The organism is Streptomyces sp. NPDC017529, from assembly GCF_044329785.1.
GTDB lineage: Bacteria > Actinomycetota > Actinomycetes > Streptomycetales > Streptomycetaceae > Streptomyces.
The window spans coordinates 603328-621089 of record NZ_JBIRJY010000001.1; the positions used below are offsets into that span (position 1 = coordinate 603328).

Consider the following 17762-nt stretch of genomic DNA (forward strand, 5'->3'; position numbering starts at 1 on the left):
AAGCGCTGGAAGGCGGGGCAGGAATCAACGTGACGGCATCCACCGAGGCCAACGGGGCGTCCGGGACCATCGGATCCATCGAAGCGAGGATCGCCGGCGAGCTCGGCGTCAGGGAGCGGCAGGTGAAGGCCGCGGTCGAACTGCTCGACGGCGGTTCGACCGTGCCCTTCATCGCCCGGTACCGCAAGGAAGCGACCGAGATGCTCGACGACGCGCAGCTGCGCGCGTTGGAGGAGCGGCTGCGCTATCTGCGGGAGCTGGAGGAGCGGCGCACCGCGATCCTGGAGTCCGTCCGGTCCCAGGGCAAGCTGGACGCCGCGCTGGAGGCGCAGATCCGCGGCGCGGAGTCCAAGGCCCGCCTGGAGGACATCTACCTGCCCTTCAAGCCCAAGCGGCGCACCAAGGCGCAGATCGCGCGCGAGGCGGGCCTCGAACCGCTGGCGGACGGCCTGCTGGCCGACCCGTCGGTGGAGCCGGCGGCCGCCGCGGCGGCGTTCGTGGACGCGGACAGGGGCGTCGCCGACCCGGCCGCCGCCCTGGAGGGCGCGCGGGCCATCCTGACCGAACGGTTCAGCGAGGACGCCGACCTGATCGGCGAGCTGCGCGAGCGCATGTGGACGCGGGGCCGGGTGGCGGCGAAGGTCCGCGAGGGCAAGGAGGAGGCGGGCGCGAAGTTCGCCGACTACTTCGACTTCGCCGAGCCCTTCACCGCGCTGCCGTCACACCGCGTCCTGGCGATGCTGCGCGGTGAGAAGGAGGAGGTCCTCGACCTCGCGCTGGAGCCGGACACCGAGCCGGTCGAGGGCACCACCTCCTACGAGCAGTCCATCGCCCGCAAGTTCGGCATCGCCGACCGCGGCCGGCCGGCCGACAAGTGGCTCAAGGACACCGTGCGCTGGGCCTGGCGTACCCGCGTCCTGGTCCACCTCGGCATCGACCTGCGTCTGCGGCTGCGGCAGGCCGCCGAGGACGAGGCGGTACGGGTCTTCGCGTCCAACCTGCGCGACCTGCTGCTGGCGGCGCCCGCCGGCACCCGCGCCACGATGGGCCTGGACCCCGGCTTCCGTACGGGCGTGAAGGTCGCCGTCGTGGACGCGACCGGCAAGGTCGCGGCGACGGAGACGATCTACCCGCACGTGCCGCAGCAGAAGTGGGACCAGTCGCTGGCCACGCTGGCGCGGCTGGCCCGGGAGCACGCCGTCGAGCTGATCGCCATCGGCAACGGCACCGCGTCCCGCGAGACCGACAAGCTGGCCGCCGACCTGATCGCGGCGCAGCCGGAGCTGAAGCTGACCAAGGTGATGGTCTCCGAGGCGGGCGCCTCGGTGTACTCGGCCTCGGCCTTCGCCTCGCAGGAACTGCCGGACCTCGACGTGTCGCTGCGCGGCGCCGTCTCGATCGCGCGCCGCCTCCAGGACCCGCTGGCCGAACTGGTCAAGATCGACCCGAAGTCGATCGGCGTCGGCCAGTACCAGCACGACCTGTCCGAGGTGAAGCTGTCGCGCTCGCTGGACGCCGTGGTCGAGGACTGTGTGAACGGCGTCGGCGTGGACGTCAACACCGCCTCGGCGCCGCTGCTGTCGCGGGTGTCCGGCATCAGCTCGGGGCTGGCCGAGAACATCGTGGCGCACCGCGACACCAACGGCCCCTTCAAGGCCCGCAAGGCCCTCAAGGACGTGGCGCGGCTGGGCCCGAAGGCGTACGAGCAGTGCGCGGGCTTCCTGCGCATCCGCGACGGTGAGGACCCGCTCGACGCGTCCAGCGTGCACCCGGAGGCGTACCCGGTGGTGCGGCGGATGGTGCGGACGGCGGGCGGCGAGGTGTCCTCGCTGATCGGCAACACGGCGGTGCTGCGCACGCTGAGGCCCGCCGACTTCGTCGACGACTCCTTCGGCCTGCCGACCGTCACCGACATCCTCCAGGAGTTGGAGAAGCCGGGCCGCGACCCGCGCCCGGTCTTCAAGACGGCCACCTTCAAGGAGGGCGTGGAGAAGATCGGCGACCTCCGGGCCGGGATGCTCCTGGAAGGGGTGGTCACCAACGTCGCCGCCTTCGGCGCGTTCGTCGACGTCGGTGTCCACCAGGACGGCCTGGTGCACGTCTCCGCCATGTCGAAGACCTTCGTCAAGGACCCGCGCGACGTGGTCAAGCCCGGCGACATCGTGCGGGTGAAGGTGATGGACGTCGACATCCCGCGCAAGCGGATCTCGCTGACGCTGCGGCTGGACGACGAGCCGGGCAAGGGCGGCGGCGCGGCCGACGGCGGGCAGCGCGCGGGCGCGCCGCGCGACGCCCGCCGCGGCGACCGGGAAGGCCGGCAGCAGCGCGGCGGCACGCCCCGGCAGCGCCAGGGCGGCAACGAGCGCCGCGGCGGCCAGCGGGACGCGGCCCCGGCGAACGGCGCCATGGCCGACGCCCTGCGCCGCGCCGGCCTCCTCGGCAAGGAGCGCGGCGGGCGCTGAGCGGACGCGGCCGGGACCGGTACGGGCCGGTCCCGGCCGCCCGGGTCACCCGGACCGGTCCTCGCGCGGTACCGGGCCGGGGGCCCGGCGGTGCTTCCCGGTGCCCGAAGGGCCCACGTGGCTCACCCAGCGGCCGTCTTCCTGCGACACGTAGCTCTCCCCGACGCCCGCGGCCTCGCCGGCGCTGCGGTCCGGGGCGGCGGGCGCGTCCTCCTGTGCCGCGCGCTCTGCCCGGCGCTCCCGTTCGGGGCGGTTCTTCGACTTGTCGTCCATGCTGGCTCCCGGCTCGCGGTGGAATCGGTGGCGCCGCGGCGGTGCCGCCCGGCCCCTCCAGTACCGCACCGGCCCGGCCGCGTCGGCATGCCCGGCGTGCCAAGCGGGTGGCGGCCGGCGGCGGCCGTGCCCGGCGCGTGTCCCCGGTCCGCCGCGTACCCGCTGCGGGCGGGTTCAGGCCGCGCCCGCGTAGCCCCGGATGCGTTCCAGTTCGGCGGCGACGTCGGTGAGCGTCGCGCAGCCCGGTACGGGCGGGATCTGCGCCGCGAGCGCGGGCGGTCCCGGCCTGGCCGGGTCCTCCAGGGCGTCCGCCATGGCGGTCAGCGCCGCACGCAGCCGCCGGGCCTCCTGCTGTGTCGGGCGGCGGGCGCCGTGGTCGAGGCGTACGGCGCAGGCCGTGGCCGCGTCGACGATGCGTTCGGCGGCGGTGACGACCGTGAGCCAGTCCGGGTTGCGGCCGCGTGCCGCGAGGAGTTCGGCGGCCGCGGTCTCGGCCGCACCGCGGGCCTCCCCCAGCGCCCGGTAGGCCGCCCGGCGCAGCACCAGCCGCTCGCCCCTGTCGTGCCCCGGCTCGGTCCTGAGCACCTCCGCCAGGTACGCCTCGATGCCGCGCAGCGCCGCGGTGACCCGCTGGCCGACGCGGCGGCGCGGATCGCCGAGCCGCGGCAGGTGGCCGACGACGAGCACCAGGCCGCAGGCGGCCGAGGTGTCCACGATCCGTTCCAGCGCGGCCTGCGGGTCGCCGCTGACGTGCACGAACGACAGCACCATGAGGGTGATCGCGACGGTTTGCAGCGCGAAGTGGCGGGTGGCGAACGGCAGCAGCGCGCCGCCGGCCCCGGCGACCAGCGCCGGCCACCAGGACCCGGTCCCGTTCAGCGCCGCGCCCGCCCCCGCGAAGACCAGCACGCCCGCGACGGTGCCGGCGAAACGATTCACCGTACGGGAGAAGAGCGGGCCCAGGTCCGGCTTGACGAGGAAGGTGACGGTGGCCGGCAGCCAGTACCAGTGCTCGGCGCGGAGCGCGAGGGCCACCGCCGCGCTCGCGGCGATGCACAGGCCGACCCGCAGCCCGTAGTCGCGCCCGGCGGGCCCGAACACGCCGCGGCCGCGCCGGGCGGCGGGACCGGCCGGCCGGCGGAGCGCGGCGAAGCGGCGGCGGGGCGGCGCGGGCACGGCCCCCGAGATCGCCGCGGGACCGCCGTCGGCTCCGGCGGCGTCCAGCGGTTCCGTACGGGCGAAGACGACCGCGGCCTCCAGGAGGGCGCGGTCGAAGGCGCCGCGGGCCGGGGAACTGCTCTCCGGCGCGGAGAGCCTGCCCGGTGGCCGCCCGGTGCGCAGCGCGTCGGCGAACCGGCGCGGGCTCTCGGCGACCCTGGCCGGCACCGGCCTGGCCTCCCACAGCAGCGCGACGCTGGCCTCGCACAGCGCGGTGCCCGCGGCCAGCCGCTCGGCGAGCAGCCGTTCGCCGGCGCGGGGGCGGCGGCGCAGCAGCCGGCGCAGCCGCAGTGCCTCGTCGGCGCGGTCGAGGGCGGCGGTGAGCCGGCGCCTGGCCGCTTCGGCGCCGGGCCCGCCGACGGCTTCGAGCGCGTCCGCGAGTGCGTCGAAGACGGTGGCGACGGCCGCCCGCTCGCCGCTGAGCGGCCCGCCGACCGGGCGGGGCGGGTGGAGGACCAGGCGCAGCAGGAGCAGCCAGAGGCAGCCGGCGAGCAGGTAGAGGGCCTTGAGCCACGGGGCCCCGGACAGCGGCATGCCCGCGCCGAGGACGGTGCTGGCCAGCATCTGCATGCCCGCGTTGGAGCGCACGGGGCCGGCGACGCTGCCCGCTCCCGAGACGTAGCCGACGGCGAACAGCGCGGGGACCACCCACCAGCCCGCGCCGGCCGCCTGCAGCGTGGCGCCCACCAGCATGCCGAGCGCCGACGCCAGGGCGGGCAGGCCGATGTGCACGATGCCGCGGCGGCGGGTGCCGGGGCGGTCGTTGACGCCCGCGAGCATGGAGCCGAGCCCGGCCAGCACGCCGGCCGCCGGGTTGCCGGTGGCGACACCCGCGCCGAGCAGCGGGCCCGCGCACAGCGCGCCGCGGGCCACGGCGGCCCAGGGGACGGGCAGCCGCTGCCAGCGCAGCGGGTGGGCGAGCCAGGTGGGCACGGCGCGCGGGGCGCGGGGCATGGGCCTCCTTGGTACGGCCGATGAAGGGCGTGACGAACTTATTTGTACGTACCCGTATGTACCGGTACGTTCCGCCTTACGGAGTGACGGCACACGGCATACGGGAGCCGGGGAGCGTGCGGGGTCCGAGGGGCGTCATCGGCCGACGGTGCCGATGACCAGCTTAAGGTCCGGATTCGTACGGATCACGACCGGCGGGTTACCGGAATGTCAAGATCACATTCAGCCGCGTCGAACGCGCCGCGGCACACCGCGCCCGTACACCCCGCCTACGCCTCCGCCACCGCCGCGGCCAACACGCTCCCGCCCGACCGGGCGACGACGTACGCCTTCCCCTTGGTCGCCCCCGCGTCCACCGCCAGGCGGTGCGTCCCGGCCGCCACCTGCCCCGCGAACAGCTCGGCCGTCCTGGTGCGCGAGAGGCGGTCCAGGCGGTACGCGGTGACCCGGACCCGGCACGGCGCGGCCGCCGCGAGCGTGACCTCGCCGCGCACGGCGGCCAGCCGCAGCAGCAGCCGCTGGTCCTGCGGACAGCGGTCCAGCGCCTGCTCGACGAGCGCGACGAGCAGCGGGACGACCGGCACCGGCAGGTCCACGAACACCGCGGAGGAGCCCGCCGCCGCGAACGCGGCCCGCACGGCCGCCCGCTCCGCCTCCCCCATCGCGCTCCCGAAGGCCACCGCGCCGTACGAGCGCAGTTCGTCCGGCGAGGCGCCCGCCGCGTCCCGGCTGATCTCCGCGCCGATGCCGATGCCGCGCAGCGCGGCCGCCAGCCTGGCCGGGAGCGCGACCCGCTGCCCGACCAGCAGGACGCGCCGGGCCGCCGCCGCGCCGGGCGCGGGGCCGCCGTCGGCCAGCAGGCGTTCCAGCTCGGCGCGGTACTGCGCGCCGTGGAAGCGGAACGGGCCGATGCCCGGGTAGCCGTCGCGGGCCAGGTCCGCGGCCTCCCCCGTCTGCCAGGCGAAGTCCCGCCAGACGATGTCGGCGCCGTCGCGCTCGATGACGGCGGTGACCGCCCCGCACTCCAGCCCCTCGCACTCCGGGCACCCGTAGAGGACGTACCGCCCGCCGGCGAGCGGAGCCTCTTCCTCCAGGAGCAGCCGCCGGACGTGCGCGGTGAAGAGGGACGGCCCCAGGTCGGCGGCGAGCGGGGAGACCGCGTCGAGGTCGGCCAGGCGCAGCAGGAGCGGTCTGCCGTCGACGATGAAGTCCAGGAAGTCGCGGTGGACTTCGTACGCGCCGTTGGACAGGACCGCTCCGGCGCGCGTGGCGGGGGCCAGTCCGAATGTCGCGTGCTGCGCAGCCATGTCCCGAGTATCCCCACGCGACCGCCGATATGAGCCCGGCATCGGGCAATTCAGATGGAGGCGATCATTCCGGAATCCGCCTCCGTACGCCCCGCCGGACCGTCGCCCCCGGCGGACGCAGCGGATAGCGTCCGGACATGACGACGAGCGATGTGATCGTGATCGGTGGCGGGGTGATCGGCCTGACGACCGCCGTCGGGCTGGCGGAGAGCGGGCGCGCGGTACGGGTCGTCAGCCGGGATCCGGCCCTGGACACCGCCTCCGCCGTGGCGGGCGGCCTGTGCTGGCCCTACCGGGTACGGCCCGAGGACCGGGCGGTGGCCTGGTCCGTCCGCTCCCTCCACGTGCTCGCCGAACTCGCGGCGCGCCCGGCGCAGACCGGCGTGCGGATGGTGCCGGGCACGGTGGCCGAGGCCGGCGACGGCCCGGACGGGTGGCACGCGGCGGTGCCGGGGCTGCGCCGGGCCACGCCGGACGAGCTGCCCCGGGGCTTCGGCCCCGGGTGGCGCGCCCGGATGCCGCTGGTGGACATGCCCGCCCATCTGCGATATCTGGAGCAGCGGCTGGCGGCCGCCGGCGGGACCCTGCAACGGCACCCGTTCACCTCGCTCGCGGAGGCCGCCCGTGAGGCCGGCACGGTCGTGAACTGCTCCGGCCTCGGCGCCCGCGAACTGGTCCCGGACGTGGCGGTGCACCCGGTCCAGGGGCAGGTGGTGATCGCGGAGAATCCCGGCATCGAGGAGTGGTTCGTGTCGGCCGCCGGACACGCCGAGACCATGACGTACGTCCTGCCGCAGCCGTACGGGGTGGTGCTCGGCGGCACCGCGCGGGAGGGCGCCTGGTCGCGTGAACCGGACCCGGCGGCCGCCCGGGCGATCGTGGAACGCTGCGCGCTCGTCCACCCGAAACTGGCACACGCCCGCGTCCTGGCCCACCGGGTGGGCCTGCGCCCCGCCCGCACCGCCGTGCGCCTCGAAGCGGAACGCCTGCCGAACGGCGCCCTGTGCGTCCACAACTACGGCCACGGCGGCGCGGGCGTCACGGTGGCGTGGGGCTGCGCGGACGAGGTGCTGCGGCTGACGGCGGACGGAGCGCCGTGAGCGAGTCCCGGCAGGCCAGGCCCGCCATCGCGATGTCCGCGCGGCCTGGCAGCCACCCGCTCCTCGTCGCGGTGGACGGACGGCCGGTGGCCGAGGCGACCGTTCACGTGGCGCCCGCCAAGCGGCCGGAATTCTCCGTGTCCGCGTCGCCCGAATGGGCCCGGCGACGCCGACTTCCGCGGGAAGCCCGGCGGAACGTTCAACGTGCTGTGGTCGGACGCGTCCCCCGACCCGGGCGAGGAGACGGCGCTGACCGCCACCTCACCCGCCTTCCCACGCCCCGTGCGTCTCAATCGCGATGACAGCAAGGCAGCCGACGGGGCCGATCCGCGCTACTACGCCACCGACCGCATCCGCCCGGACCTCGCCCCCGGCAGCTACCCGGCCACCGTCGTCAGCCACCACCGGCGCGTGCAGAAGAGCGGCCGGGTCCTCGTCACGGGCGAGCGCCGGGCGGCACGGGCTTCGTGTTGTGGCGGCGCCGCGTGGCACGGACGGCCGGAACCGTCTGAGGGAGGACCGGCCACCGTGCCGGCCCTCCCCCGGGCATGTCGCTCCGTACGGCGCTGCTAGGGCTTGCCCTCCTCGCCGGGCGTGGCCGAGGGGGCCGGGCCGGTGGTTCCGTTGCCCGGTCCGATGCGGATCTCGAAGTCGCCGTCGTAGCGCTCGTCGCCCGCGATGACGGCCAGTCCGACGGCCTCCTCGCCCTTCTGCCCGCGTACGATCAGCGGATCGCGGCGCAGGTCCTTCATCAGCGCCCAGCACATGGCGATCATCACCAGGGTGAAGGGCACCGCGACGAGGATCGTCAGGTTCTGCAGCCCGGTGAGCGCGTCGTCCGAACCGCCGCCGATCAGCAGCATGATCGCGGCGACCGCGCCGGTGACCACGCCCCAGAAGACCACCACCAGCCGGGTCGGTTCGAAGGAGCCCTTCTGGGAGAGCGTGCCCATCACGATGGACGCGGCGTCCGCGCCGGAGACGAAGAAGATCCCGACGAGGATCATGACCAGGATGCTCGTGAGGGTGGCCGCCGGGTACTGGTGCAGCACGTCGAAGAGCTGCCCCTCGGGCGTGGTCTCGCCCGAGAGCCGCTTCGCGTCCTGGAGGTGCATCGCCGAGCTGCCGAACACCGCGAACCACAGCAGGCTCACCACGCTCGGCACCAGGATCACCCCGCCGATGAACTGCCGGATCGTGCGCCCGCGGCTGATCCGGGCGATGAACATGCCCACGAACGGCGTCCAGGAGATCCACCACGCCCAGTAGAAGACCGTCCAGCCGCGCAGCCAGTCGCCGACCTGGTCCCCGCTGCTGGCCTCCGTGCGGCCGGCGAGCTGCGGCAGTTCGCCGACGAAGGTGCCGATGGAGGTCGGCAGCATGTTCAGGATGAGGATGGTCGGCCCGGCGACGAAGACGAAGACGGCCAGGATCAGCGCCAGCACCATGTTGATGTTGGACAGCATCTGGACGCCCCGGGCGATGCCGGAGACCGCCGACAGGACGAAGGCCACGGTCAGCACGGCGATGACGGTCACGAGCAGGGTGGTGCTGACCTTGTCCATCCAGCCGAGCACCTTGATGCCGCTGCCGATCTGGAGCGCGCCGAGCCCCAGCGAGGCGGCGGAGCCGAAGAGCGTGGCGAAGATGGCCAGGATGTCGATGACCTGCCCGCCCCAGCCGTTGGCGCGCCGCTTGCCGATCAGCGGGGTGAACACCGCGCTTATGGTCTGCCGCCTCCCCCGCCGGAAGCAGCTGTACGCGATGGCCAGCCCCACGACCGCGTAGATCGCCCAGGGGTGCAGCGTCCAGTGGAAGAGCGTGGTGGCCAGCGCCGTGTCCATGGCCTGCGCCGCGTCCTTGGGGTCGGTGCCCGGCGGCGGCGTGCCGAAGTGCCCCAGCGGCTCGCTGACCCCGTAGAACATCAGGCCGATGCCCATGCCCGCGCTGAACATCATCGCGACCCAGGACACCGTGCGGAACTCGGGCTGCTCGCCCTCCTTCCCGAGCGTGATCCGGCCGTACTTGCTGACGGCCAGCCAGATGGCGAAGACCACGAAGCCGGAGGCGGAGAGCACGAAGGCCCAGCCGCCGTTCTTGATGATCCAGTCCAGCATCGTCGACGAGGCGCTCTTGAGCGACTCGGTGGAGGTGGCGCCCCAGACGATGAAGGCGAGGGTGAGCAGCGCCGTGACGCCGAAGACCACGCGGTCGGTCTGCGGGGGGCCGGTGCGGTGCGGCTCGCCGGGGAGGCCGGCCGGCACCGGCGCGCCTCCCCCGCCGCCCGCGTCCTTGTCTGTGTCCGACACGTGTCGACCTTTCAATTGGCCAGTTATTCCCTACCCGTTACCCCCTACCACACGGCGGGACGCGTTCAGCAGCCCTGGAGCGGAGTCGCGGCCGTAAGGTGATATTCGGCCCGGCCGTCCAGCAGCAGCGGAACCAGGGCGCGCAGCGGCTGGCGCAGCGGCACCACGGCACCGCCCTTCCCGCCCCGGCGCAAGGACACGCCGTGCAGCACCAGTTCGTCCTTGACCTCGGCGTACTGCCGTGCGTCGAGGCGGTACGCGCAGGGCGGGTCGCCGAGGACCTTTCCGGGCGCGGGCGGTTCGTTGTCGGCGCCGCCGAGGTAGACCGGCCCCCGGTCGGCGTAACCGGCCACCCGGGCCCGGGTGGTGGCGGACTCGATACGGGCCCTGCGGTCGCCCGTATATTCGAACAGGCTCTTCAGCCCGGCCAGTTGCGAGGTGACCCGGCGGCGGTTGTTGAGCGCCGGGTCGGCCTTCTCGGCGTCGGTCAGCGCGTCGACCCGGGTCTCCACGAGGAGCCCGACGGAGTTCTTCACCCCGGCGGTGTTGCGCAGGATGCGTTCCTGGCCGTCACCGGCCACCTGCTTGACCGGTTCGCCGGTCTCCGGGTCGGTCCAGATGCCGTAGACGCCGGTGCTGAAACCGGCCGCCGCCGCGCCGGGCCGCACGTACTTCTCGGACAGCGTGGCCGATTCCCGGTGCACCGCGTGCGCCGTGTTCAGGTTGCGCGGCCACAGGGACAGCACGTCCTTCATGTAGTACGGCACGGTGGGTCCGTATTCGTGCAGGTCGTAGACGATGTCGGGGCGGTAGTCGCGCTGTACGGCGGCCAACGCGCGCGCCTCGGCGGTCTTCAGGGCGAGGTGGTCGCGGTTGATGTCGGCGCCGGCGGAGTTGCCGCGGGTGTCCGCGGCCCGGCCGTCCGGGTTGGCGGTCGGCACGACCAGCACGCTCGTGCGTTCCAGGAAGCGCCGGGTGGCCCGGTCCCGGGCGAAGGCGAGATCGCGGACCGTGGACAGGCACGCCTCCCGTCCGGACGGCTCGTCGCCGTGTTGCGAGCAGATCAGCAGGACCGTGTTGCCGTGCCGTACGCCGTCGGCGCTCGCGGGGGCCGGCGCGCCGATGCGTACCAGCCGGAGCGGGCGGCCCTGCGCGGTCGTGCCGATCCGGTCCATGCGCACGCGGTCGCCGGCCCGGTCGACGGCGGCGAGGAAGTCCCGCTCCTCCGGCTGGGTGGTCCAGCGGGCGCCGTCGCTGGTCTCGAAGCCGGTGCGGGGCGGCCGCGGTCCGGCGGCCCCGGCGGGTGGCGAGGCCGGCAGGGACACGGTGAGTGCGGCGGCCAGCGCCCCGAGGGCGAGGCCGCGGGAGAGAGTGGACACGAGGGGGTGCCTCCGGTGTCGGACGGTGGGGCGGACGGTGGAGGAAGCGGGCGTCGCGGGTACGGGCGGGGCGCGGTGCCCCGGCCCCGCCCGTACCGTCAGCGCACGTCCGGTACGCGGCTCGGCAGCGGCGGCGCGACGCCGTGCAGCGGTGCCGGTGCGACGCGTGCCGGGCCGCCGGTCCCCGCCGTGGCCGCGGCCAGCGCCTTGCCGCCGCCGACGACGGGCAGGCGCGCGGCGGTGCGGGCGAGGTCGAGGGTCAGGCGCGGGGTCGTGGACGGCGGGTCGATCAGATCGGCGTCCGTTCCGGCGATGATGAGCGCGAGCCGGTGCCCGGCGGGTACGACGTGGTCGCTCGCGGCCAGGTCGAGGGTGATCGTGTAGGGCTTGCCCGGGGTCAGCGGGCGCCCCTTGCCCGGGTTCGCCCAGTTGCCCAGGTCGGCCCAGCCGCGGCTGAAGACGGTGTGGCCGACGGCGACCGTGTCGGCCTTCGTCTCCTTGTAGCAGGCGCTGTCACCGGTGGTGCTCGCGCCCCAGCAGGTGCGGTCGGCGAGCGTGGTGATGCCCTCGCCCGCGGCGCCGTAGTTGCGGATGGTGTCGGGGCCGAGATCCACCAGGACGGCGGAGAGGTGGGCGGTCGCGGTGCTGGGGGTGGCGGTGACGGTCACCTTGCCGCTGCCGGACAGGCGCAGCGGTTTGGCGAGGGGCTTGGTGGTGAAACCCGCCTTGGCGGGGGTGGAGGTGTCGATCTGCGCGGCCCAGTCGGCCTCGTTCAGGCGCGGGTCGTCGGTGAAGGTCTCGGTGGCGCCGTGCGGCGCGCGCCGGGTGCCGAGTTCGCCGACGCCGGGGGCGGTGCCGTTGCGCGGCCGTACGGTGGTGGCCGAGGTGCCGGCGGCGGGCCAGACGCGGTCGGTGGTCCACCGGTCGGGGGCGCGCTCGACGTCGGCCATCGGCTCGTCGTCGATGCCGTTGTCGTAGCCCATGAGGTAGTGGTCGAACCAGCGGTGCAGGGTCGGCACCCAGTCGGCCCTGCGGAAGTCGAAGGGGTCGACGTGGCCGGTCTGGGAGAGCCAGATCTTGCGCTCGACGCCGTTGTCGGCGAGCGCGTCCCACCACTGGCCGAAGTGCTTGGTGCGGACGTTGAGGTCCTGCATGCCGTGGACGACGAAGACGCTGGCGGTGACGTTCTGCGCGTCCTTGACGTAGTCGCGCTCGGTCCACAGCCGGGTCCGGTCGCCGGTGCGCGGGGCGCCTTCGGCGAGCTTCTTCTGCACGGCGTCGCAGCGCAGGCGCGCCTCGGGGCTGTTGACGCGGTTGGCCAGCGCGTCGGGCCCGGAGTTGTACAGCGGGGCGCCCTTGGCGAAGTAGTAGTCGTACCAGGAGGAGATGGCGGCGATGGGCACGATGGTCTTCAGGCCCTCGACGCCGGTGGCGGCGACGCCGTTGGCGATGGTGCCGTCCCAGCTCTTGCCGATCATGCCGGTGTCACCGTTGGACCATCCCGCGGTGACGCGTTTGCCGCCCGTGCGTGAGTCGTAGGCGCGGCCCCGGCCGTTGAGCCAGTCCACGACGGCGCGCGCGGACTGGATGTCGGAGCGTCCGCCGACGTCCACGCAGCCGTCCGAGCGGTTGGTGCCGGCCAGGTCGACCAGGACCGTCGCATAGCCGCGCGGTACGAAGTAGTTGTCGTAGAACAGCGGGAACTGCACCGGCTTCCCGGTGCTGTCGTAGGTCTTCTTCTGGCTTTCGTTGCCGCGCCCGCAGCAGGAGTAGTAGGGGCTGGCATCCATGATCACGGGAACCTTGCGGCCCTGCTGCGCGGGCTCGCGCGGCCGCACGATGTCCACGGCGACCCGGTCGGTCCGCCCGTCCGAGTCGCCGTCGATCCTCGTGTCCACCCAGACCGATTCGCGTATGGCGCGGTCGTAGGAGTACACGGGTCTGGACTCGCCGGGGGCGGCCCGGGCGGCGGTGGCCGGTCCGGCGAGCGTGGTCAACAGGGCGACGGCGACCGCCGCCACGAGCGCTTTCCAGGGGACGCGGCTGATCCGCGCGCTAATGGTCACGGGGCGGACGGTAGCGCGGGGGAACTCGTGTGCGTAAGGGTGCGCATGAGGGCCGGGAGCACGTGGAGGAAGTCCCGGGAGGGGCGTTGCGGGAGCGCCGTGTGTCGTCCCGATGTCGGTCATGTGTCAGATGGCGCCATGGACATGACGGCCAGGTTCCGAGTACATAGGGTCTGCATTACCGACTATCTGACGAGCCGAACGGCTTGCACCTCCCCTACCAGTTGGAGGATTTTGTGCGTCACAGACTCATCGTTCCGGGTGCGGCCGCCCTCAGCCTGCTGCTGGCGATCCCGGCTTCCGCGGCCGGTTACACACCCGGCGCTCCGGGCGTGGGCGACTCCTACTACCCCGAGAGCGGCAACGGCGGGTACGACGTCTCCCATTACGACCTGCGGCTGAAGTACCAGCCGAAGACGGACCTGCTGGAGGGGACGGCGACGCTGCTCGCCACCACCACCCAGGACCTGAACCGCTTCAACCTGGACTTCGGCCTCAAGGTCAGCGAGATACGCGTCAACGGCAAGAAGGCCTCCTTCGCCACTTCCGGCAAGCACGAGCTGGAGGTCACCCCGTCCGCGCCGCTGCCGAAGGGCAAGCAGATCAGCGTCGTGGTGCGCTACGCGGGCAAGCCGTCCGAGCTGAAGATCGACGGCTTCTCCGCCTGGCACCGTACGCCCGACGGCGGCGTGATCGCGCAGGAGCCGGCCTCCGCCGTGTGGTGGTTCCCGAGCAACGACCACCCGACCGACAAGGCGACGTACGACGTCTCGGTCTCGGTGCCGGACGGCAACCAGGCGCTGAGCAACGGCGTGCTGCTGTCGCAGTCCTCCAAGCTGGGCTGGACGCGCTTCAACTGGCGTTCGGACAAGCCGCAGGCGACGTACCTGACCACGCTCGCGGTCGGCAAGTTCGACGTCACCAAGGACACCACGGCCAGCGGCCTGCCGGTGATCAACGCCGTCAGCAAGGACCTCGGCGCCTACGAGGGCTCGGCGCGCGCGAGCATCGAGCGCACCACCGAGGTCACGGAGTGGCTGGAGTCGGTCTTCGGCCCGTACCCGTTCAACTCCGTCGGCGGGTACGTCCCCAACGTGAAGGCCGGGTACGCGCTGGAGACGCAGACCCGCCCGTTCTACGGCAAGGAGGCGTTCGCCAACGGCACCAACGTCTCCGTCGTGGTGCACGAGATCGCGCACCAGTGGTACGGCGACAGCGTCTCCCTCAAGGACTGGAAGGACATCTGGGTCAACGAGGGCTTCGCCCGCTACAGCCAGTGGCTGTGGTCGGAGAAGGAGGGCGAGGGCACCGGCCAGGAGCTGGCCGACTACGTCTACGCCCAGCACCCGGCCGACGACCCGTTCTGGAAGGTCAAGCCGGGCGACCCGGGCCCGGACAACCAGTTCCACGGCGCGGTGTACGACCGGGGCGCGCTCGCGCTCCAGGCCCTGCGCAACAAGGTCGGCGACCAGGCCTTCTTCGGGCTTCTGAAGTCCTGGCCCACCGACAGGCAGTACGGCAACGCCTCGGTGCGGGACTTCGTGACGTACGCTGAGCGCAAGACCGGCCAGCCGCTCGCCGAGCTGTTCGACACCTGGCTCTACCAGCCGGCCAAGCCCGCGGCCGCCACGGCCAAGGCCACCCTCGGCGCCCGCGCCGCGGCCCCCGCCAAGGCCCCGGCGCAGCCCAAGTCCTGGAAGTCCATCCAGGCGACGAACGGCATCCACGACCACGAGCACGACCACTGACCCACGCGGCCACGTGCAACAGGGCCCCGGCGCACCGCGCCGGGGCCCTGCGCGCGTCAGCCCGTGTCCGCACGCGCCCCCACGCGCCACGACCTGTCCACCCCGGCGCCGTCTGCCGGTCATCCGGAAGTTAGCGCAGCTGATTTGATGTCCGGCGGATCACCCCCCATCCCACCACCGGGAGTTTCCGTGCAGCATATGACGCCGGGCCGCCACCGCCGAACCGCTGCTATGACGGCGCTGGCCGTGACAGCGCTTCTCGCCACGTCCACCGCGGCGTCGGCCGCTCCGCTGACCGCAGCCCAGGTGCCCGTTTCCGCGCCCGCGTTGAAGGTGCTTTCTTACAACGTCTTCCTGATGAGCAAGAATCTTTACCCCCATTGGGGACAGGACCACCGGGCCCAGGCGATCGCGTCCGCCGATTTCTTCCGGGGGAAGGATGTCGTCGTACTCCAGGAAGCCTTCGACAATGCCTCTTCGGAGGCGCTCGCCTCGTATGCGGCGAAGCAGTATCCGTACCGGACGCCGGTGGTCGGGCGGGGGAAGAGCGGCTGGGACGCCACTGGCGGCGCCTATTCCGCCACCACTCCGGAGGACGGTGGTGTCATGCTCTTGAGCAAGTGGCCGGTGCTGCACAAGGAGCAGTACGTGTACAAGGACGCTTGTGGGGCGGATTACTGGTCCAACAAGGGTTTCGCCTACGCCGTGTTGAATGTCCGTGGCGCCAGGGTGCATGTGGTCGGTACGCATGCCCAGTCGACCGACCCGGGGTGCAAGGCGGGGGAAGCGGCCGCCGTCCGGGGGAAGCAGTTCAAGGAGTTGGACGCTTTTCTGGACGCCAAGAACATTCCGGCGGGCGAACAGGTCATGGTCGCCGGTGACTTGAATGTGGACGCGCACGGGCCCGAATACGGTTCGATGCTCGCCGATGCCGGGCTCGTGGCGGCCGACGCGCGTACGGGGCACCCGTACTCCTTCGACACCCGGGAGAACTCCGTGGCGAAGTACCGCTATCCGGACGACCCGCGCGAGGACCTGGACTACGTCCTGCACCGTCGGGGGCACGCCCGGCCCGCCACCTGGCGCAACGAGGTGGTCAAGGAGAGCTCCGCGCCCTGGACGGTGACGAGTTGGGGCAAGGAGTACACCTACCGCAACCTTTCCGACCACTATCCGCTGGCCGCGGGCTGAACCGGCCGCGCGGAGACCGGGCGGGAGGGGCGTGTAAGGGGCGCAGACCACGGACGCCACTTGCCTTCCTGGACACAGTGGGCCCAGGATGCCGGAGTGACCGAGACCTCCGCCGATCCCGCGGCCACGTCCGCGCGGCTCTCCCCCACGCCCGTCTCCGCCCCGCGCCCAGGACCGCTGCTCGCCGTCCTGCTGTCCGCCTGGTTCATGGCCCAGTTCGACTTCTTCGTGGTCAACGTGGCGGCGCCGTCGTTCGAGAGAGACCTGCTCGCCGGGCCGGCGGCGCTGGAACTGATCGTCGGCGGCTACGCCTTCGCGTACGCCAGCGGCATGATCACCGGCGGTCGGCTCGGCGACCTGTTCGGGTACCGGCGCGCGTTCATCGCGGGCCTGGCCGCCTTCGCGGTCACCTCCCTGCTGTGCGGCATCGCCACGAGCCCCGGGCAGCTGATCGGCTTCCGGCTGCTCCAGGGCTTCGCGGGGGCCGTGATGGTGCCGCAGGTGCTCGCCACGATCACCGCCTCGTTCCCGGCGCACGCGCGGGGCCGGGCGATGGCGTGGTACGGCGTCGCCGGCGGTACGGCGTCGGTCGCCGGCCAAGTGCTCGGCGGACTGATGCTGGACGCCGACATCCTGGGCCTGGGATGGCGCGTACTGTTCCTGGTCAACGTGCCGATCGGCGCGGCCGCGGCCCTGCTGGCGCTGCGGTACCTGCCTTCGGTGCGCCCCGCCCGCCGGGCCCGGCTCGACCTGCCCGGCGCGGGCGGCGTGGCGCTGGCGCTGGGCCTGGTGCTCGTTCCGCTGGCCATGGGGCGGACCGCCGGCTGGCCGGTCTGGACGTGGATCTGCCTGGCCGCCGCCGTGCCCGTGGGCGTGGCCACCGTGCTGTGGCAGCGGGCCCTGGCCGCCAGGGGCGGCGATCCCGTACTCGATCTCACGCTCTTCCGTGAGGGCTCCTACCTCGCCGGCGTGGTGACGGGGGCGGCCTTCATGGCGTACTGGGCGAGCGTGATGTTCACCCTGACACTGCTGCTCCAGGGCGGTTTCGGGCTGGGCCCGTTCCAGGCCGGGCTGGCCTTCGCGCCGACCGGTGTGTGCTTCGCCGGCAGCGCGCTGCTGAGCCGGGCGCTGGTCCAGCGCTTCGGCCTGCGCGTCCTTCAGCTGGGCAGCATCGTGACGGTGACCGGCCTGGCCGCGCTCAGCCTCGTCCTGTACGTCCAGCCGGACCGCGGGGCGCTGCCGTGGGTCGTCGTCACGATGGCGGTGGCCGGGCTGGGCAACGGCCTCACGTTCCCGCAGCTGATCGGCGCCTCACTGGTCCGTGTTCCGCCGCAGCGGGCCGGCACGGGGGCCGGGGTGCTGACCACCGCGCAGCAGTTCGGCGGCGCCGCCGGTGTGGCGGTCATCGGGGCGGCCTTCTTCGCCCTGGCCGGCGCGGCGCCGAGCGCCGCGGGACACGCCCGTGCCGCGATGTGGACCACCGTCATCTCGGTCGCACTGACCTGCGTCGTCACGGTGCTGACCACGGTCATCCGGCGCGCGGCCGACCGCGCGGCGCGGGCGGCGCGCGAAGAAGGGGCGGTGGCGGGGGGGGGGGGGGGGCGGCCCCCCCCCCCGGCCCCCCCCCCCCCCCCCCCCCCCCCCCACCCCCCCCCCCCCCCCCCCCCCCCCCCACCCCCCCCCCACCCCCCCCCCCCCCAAACCCCCCCCCAAAAATCCCCCGAGGAAAACAAAAAAAGCCCTAACCCCCACCAG

The 17762-nt window shown here is 73.4% G+C and carries 12 protein-coding genes (1 of these 12 running past the window's edge); 6 read left to right on the forward strand and 6 right to left on the reverse strand.

What is annotated here, in order from left to right; all coding sequences use genetic code 11:
- Positions 1-29 precede the first annotated feature (29 nt).
- Positions 30-2462 (forward strand): Tex family protein, encoded by a 2433-nt coding sequence (locus ACH4K4_RS02265; RefSeq protein ID WP_398164147.1) that lies wholly within the window; start codon positions 30-32, stop codon positions 2460-2462.
- A 45-nt stretch (positions 2463-2507) separates the two neighbouring features.
- Here the strand turns inward: ACH4K4_RS02265 and ACH4K4_RS02270 are convergent, their stop codons facing one another.
- The 3 genes from ACH4K4_RS02270 to ACH4K4_RS02280 all read right to left on the reverse strand — a co-directional run bounded on the left by ACH4K4_RS02270 (position 2508) and on the right by ACH4K4_RS02280 (position 6214).
- Positions 2508-2735, reverse strand: a complete 228-nt coding sequence (locus tag ACH4K4_RS02270; protein ID WP_398164148.1) for a hypothetical protein — start codon at positions 2733-2735, stop codon at positions 2508-2510.
- Between the two features lie 174 nt (positions 2736-2909).
- Positions 2910-4907 carry an FUSC family protein gene (locus ACH4K4_RS02275; RefSeq protein ID WP_398164149.1) on the reverse strand — a complete coding sequence of 666 codons (1998 nt, stop codon included), beginning with the start codon at positions 4905-4907 and terminating at the stop codon, positions 2910-2912.
- Between the two features lie 269 nt (positions 4908-5176).
- Positions 5177-6214, reverse strand: coding sequence for an oxidoreductase (locus ACH4K4_RS02280; protein ID WP_398164150.1), 1038 nt, complete (start codon positions 6212-6214; stop codon positions 5177-5179).
- 137 nt (positions 6215-6351) lie between these two features.
- On the opposite strand from ACH4K4_RS02280, the gene ACH4K4_RS02285 reads away from it, so the two are divergent.
- A complete protein-coding gene (locus ACH4K4_RS02285; RefSeq protein WP_398164151.1) occupies positions 6352-7314 on the forward strand; it encodes an FAD-dependent oxidoreductase in 963 nt (320 codons plus the stop codon).
- A gap of 204 nt (positions 7315-7518) precedes the next feature.
- Positions 7519-7887, forward strand: coding sequence for a hypothetical protein (locus ACH4K4_RS02290; RefSeq protein WP_398164152.1), 369 nt, complete (start codon positions 7519-7521; stop codon positions 7885-7887).
- Here ACH4K4_RS02290 and ACH4K4_RS02295 read toward each other — a convergent pair.
- From ACH4K4_RS02295 to ACH4K4_RS02305, 3 genes are all read right to left on the reverse strand, one after another.
- Complete coding sequence (locus tag ACH4K4_RS02295) at positions 7884-9578, reverse strand: BCCT family transporter (protein WP_398164513.1); 1695 nt, start codon at positions 9576-9578, stop codon at positions 7884-7886. The genes ACH4K4_RS02290 and ACH4K4_RS02295 overlap by 4 nt on opposite strands.
- A 110-nt stretch (positions 9579-9688) precedes the next feature.
- Positions 9689-11002 carry a M14 family metallocarboxypeptidase gene (locus tag ACH4K4_RS02300; protein ID WP_398164153.1) on the reverse strand — a complete coding sequence of 438 codons (1314 nt, stop codon included), beginning with the start codon at positions 11000-11002 and terminating at the stop codon, positions 9689-9691.
- A 98-nt stretch (positions 11003-11100) separates the two neighbouring features.
- Positions 11101-13191: a Xaa-Pro dipeptidyl-peptidase gene (locus ACH4K4_RS02305; protein ID WP_398164154.1), complete on the reverse strand. Its 2091-nt coding sequence runs from the start codon at positions 13189-13191 to the stop codon at positions 11101-11103.
- 113 nt (positions 13192-13304) lie between these two features.
- Here ACH4K4_RS02305 and ACH4K4_RS02310 point away from each other — a divergent pair, with 113 nt between their 5' ends.
- The 3 genes from ACH4K4_RS02310 to ACH4K4_RS02320 all read left to right on the forward strand — a co-directional run.
- Positions 13305-14816 carry a M1 family metallopeptidase gene (locus tag ACH4K4_RS02310; RefSeq protein WP_398164155.1) on the forward strand — a complete coding sequence of 504 codons (1512 nt, stop codon included), beginning with the start codon at positions 13305-13307 and terminating at the stop codon, positions 14814-14816.
- A 198-nt stretch (positions 14817-15014) separates the two neighbouring features.
- Positions 15015-16007, forward strand: coding sequence for a sphingomyelin phosphodiesterase (gene sph, locus ACH4K4_RS02315; RefSeq protein WP_398164514.1), 993 nt, complete (start codon positions 15015-15017; stop codon positions 16005-16007).
- A gap of 96 nt (positions 16008-16103) precedes the next feature.
- Positions 16104-17762, forward strand: the 5' portion of a protein-coding gene (locus tag ACH4K4_RS02320) for an MFS transporter (RefSeq protein WP_398164156.1). It continues 252 nt past the right edge of the window; only the first 1659 of its 1911 coding nucleotides appear in the window; it begins with the start codon at positions 16104-16106; the stop codon falls past the right edge of the window.

What these genes read in the sequence shown, in the direction of transcription:
- ACH4K4_RS02270 (WP_398164148.1), bottom strand. Translation starts at nt 2,735, where the DNA reads ATGGACGACAAGTCGAAGAACCGCCCCGAACGGGAGCGCCGGGCAGAG.
- ACH4K4_RS02275 (WP_398164149.1), bottom strand. Translation starts at nt 4,907, where the DNA reads ATGCCCCGCGCCCCGCGCGCCGTGCCCACCTGGCTCGCCCACCCGCTG.
- ACH4K4_RS02280 (WP_398164150.1), bottom strand. Translation starts at nt 6,214, where the DNA reads ATGGCTGCGCAGCACGCGACATTCGGACTGGCCCCCGCCACGCGCGCC.
- ACH4K4_RS02285 (WP_398164151.1), top strand. Translation starts at nt 6,352, where the DNA reads ATGACGACGAGCGATGTGATCGTGATCGGTGGCGGGGTGATCGGCCTG.
- ACH4K4_RS02305 (WP_398164154.1), bottom strand. Translation starts at nt 13,191, where the DNA reads ATGACCGACATCGGGACGACACACGGCGCTCCCGCAACGCCCCTCCCG.
- sph (WP_398164514.1), top strand. Translation starts at nt 15,015, where the DNA reads ATGACGCCGGGCCGCCACCGCCGAACCGCTGCTATGACGGCGCTGGCC.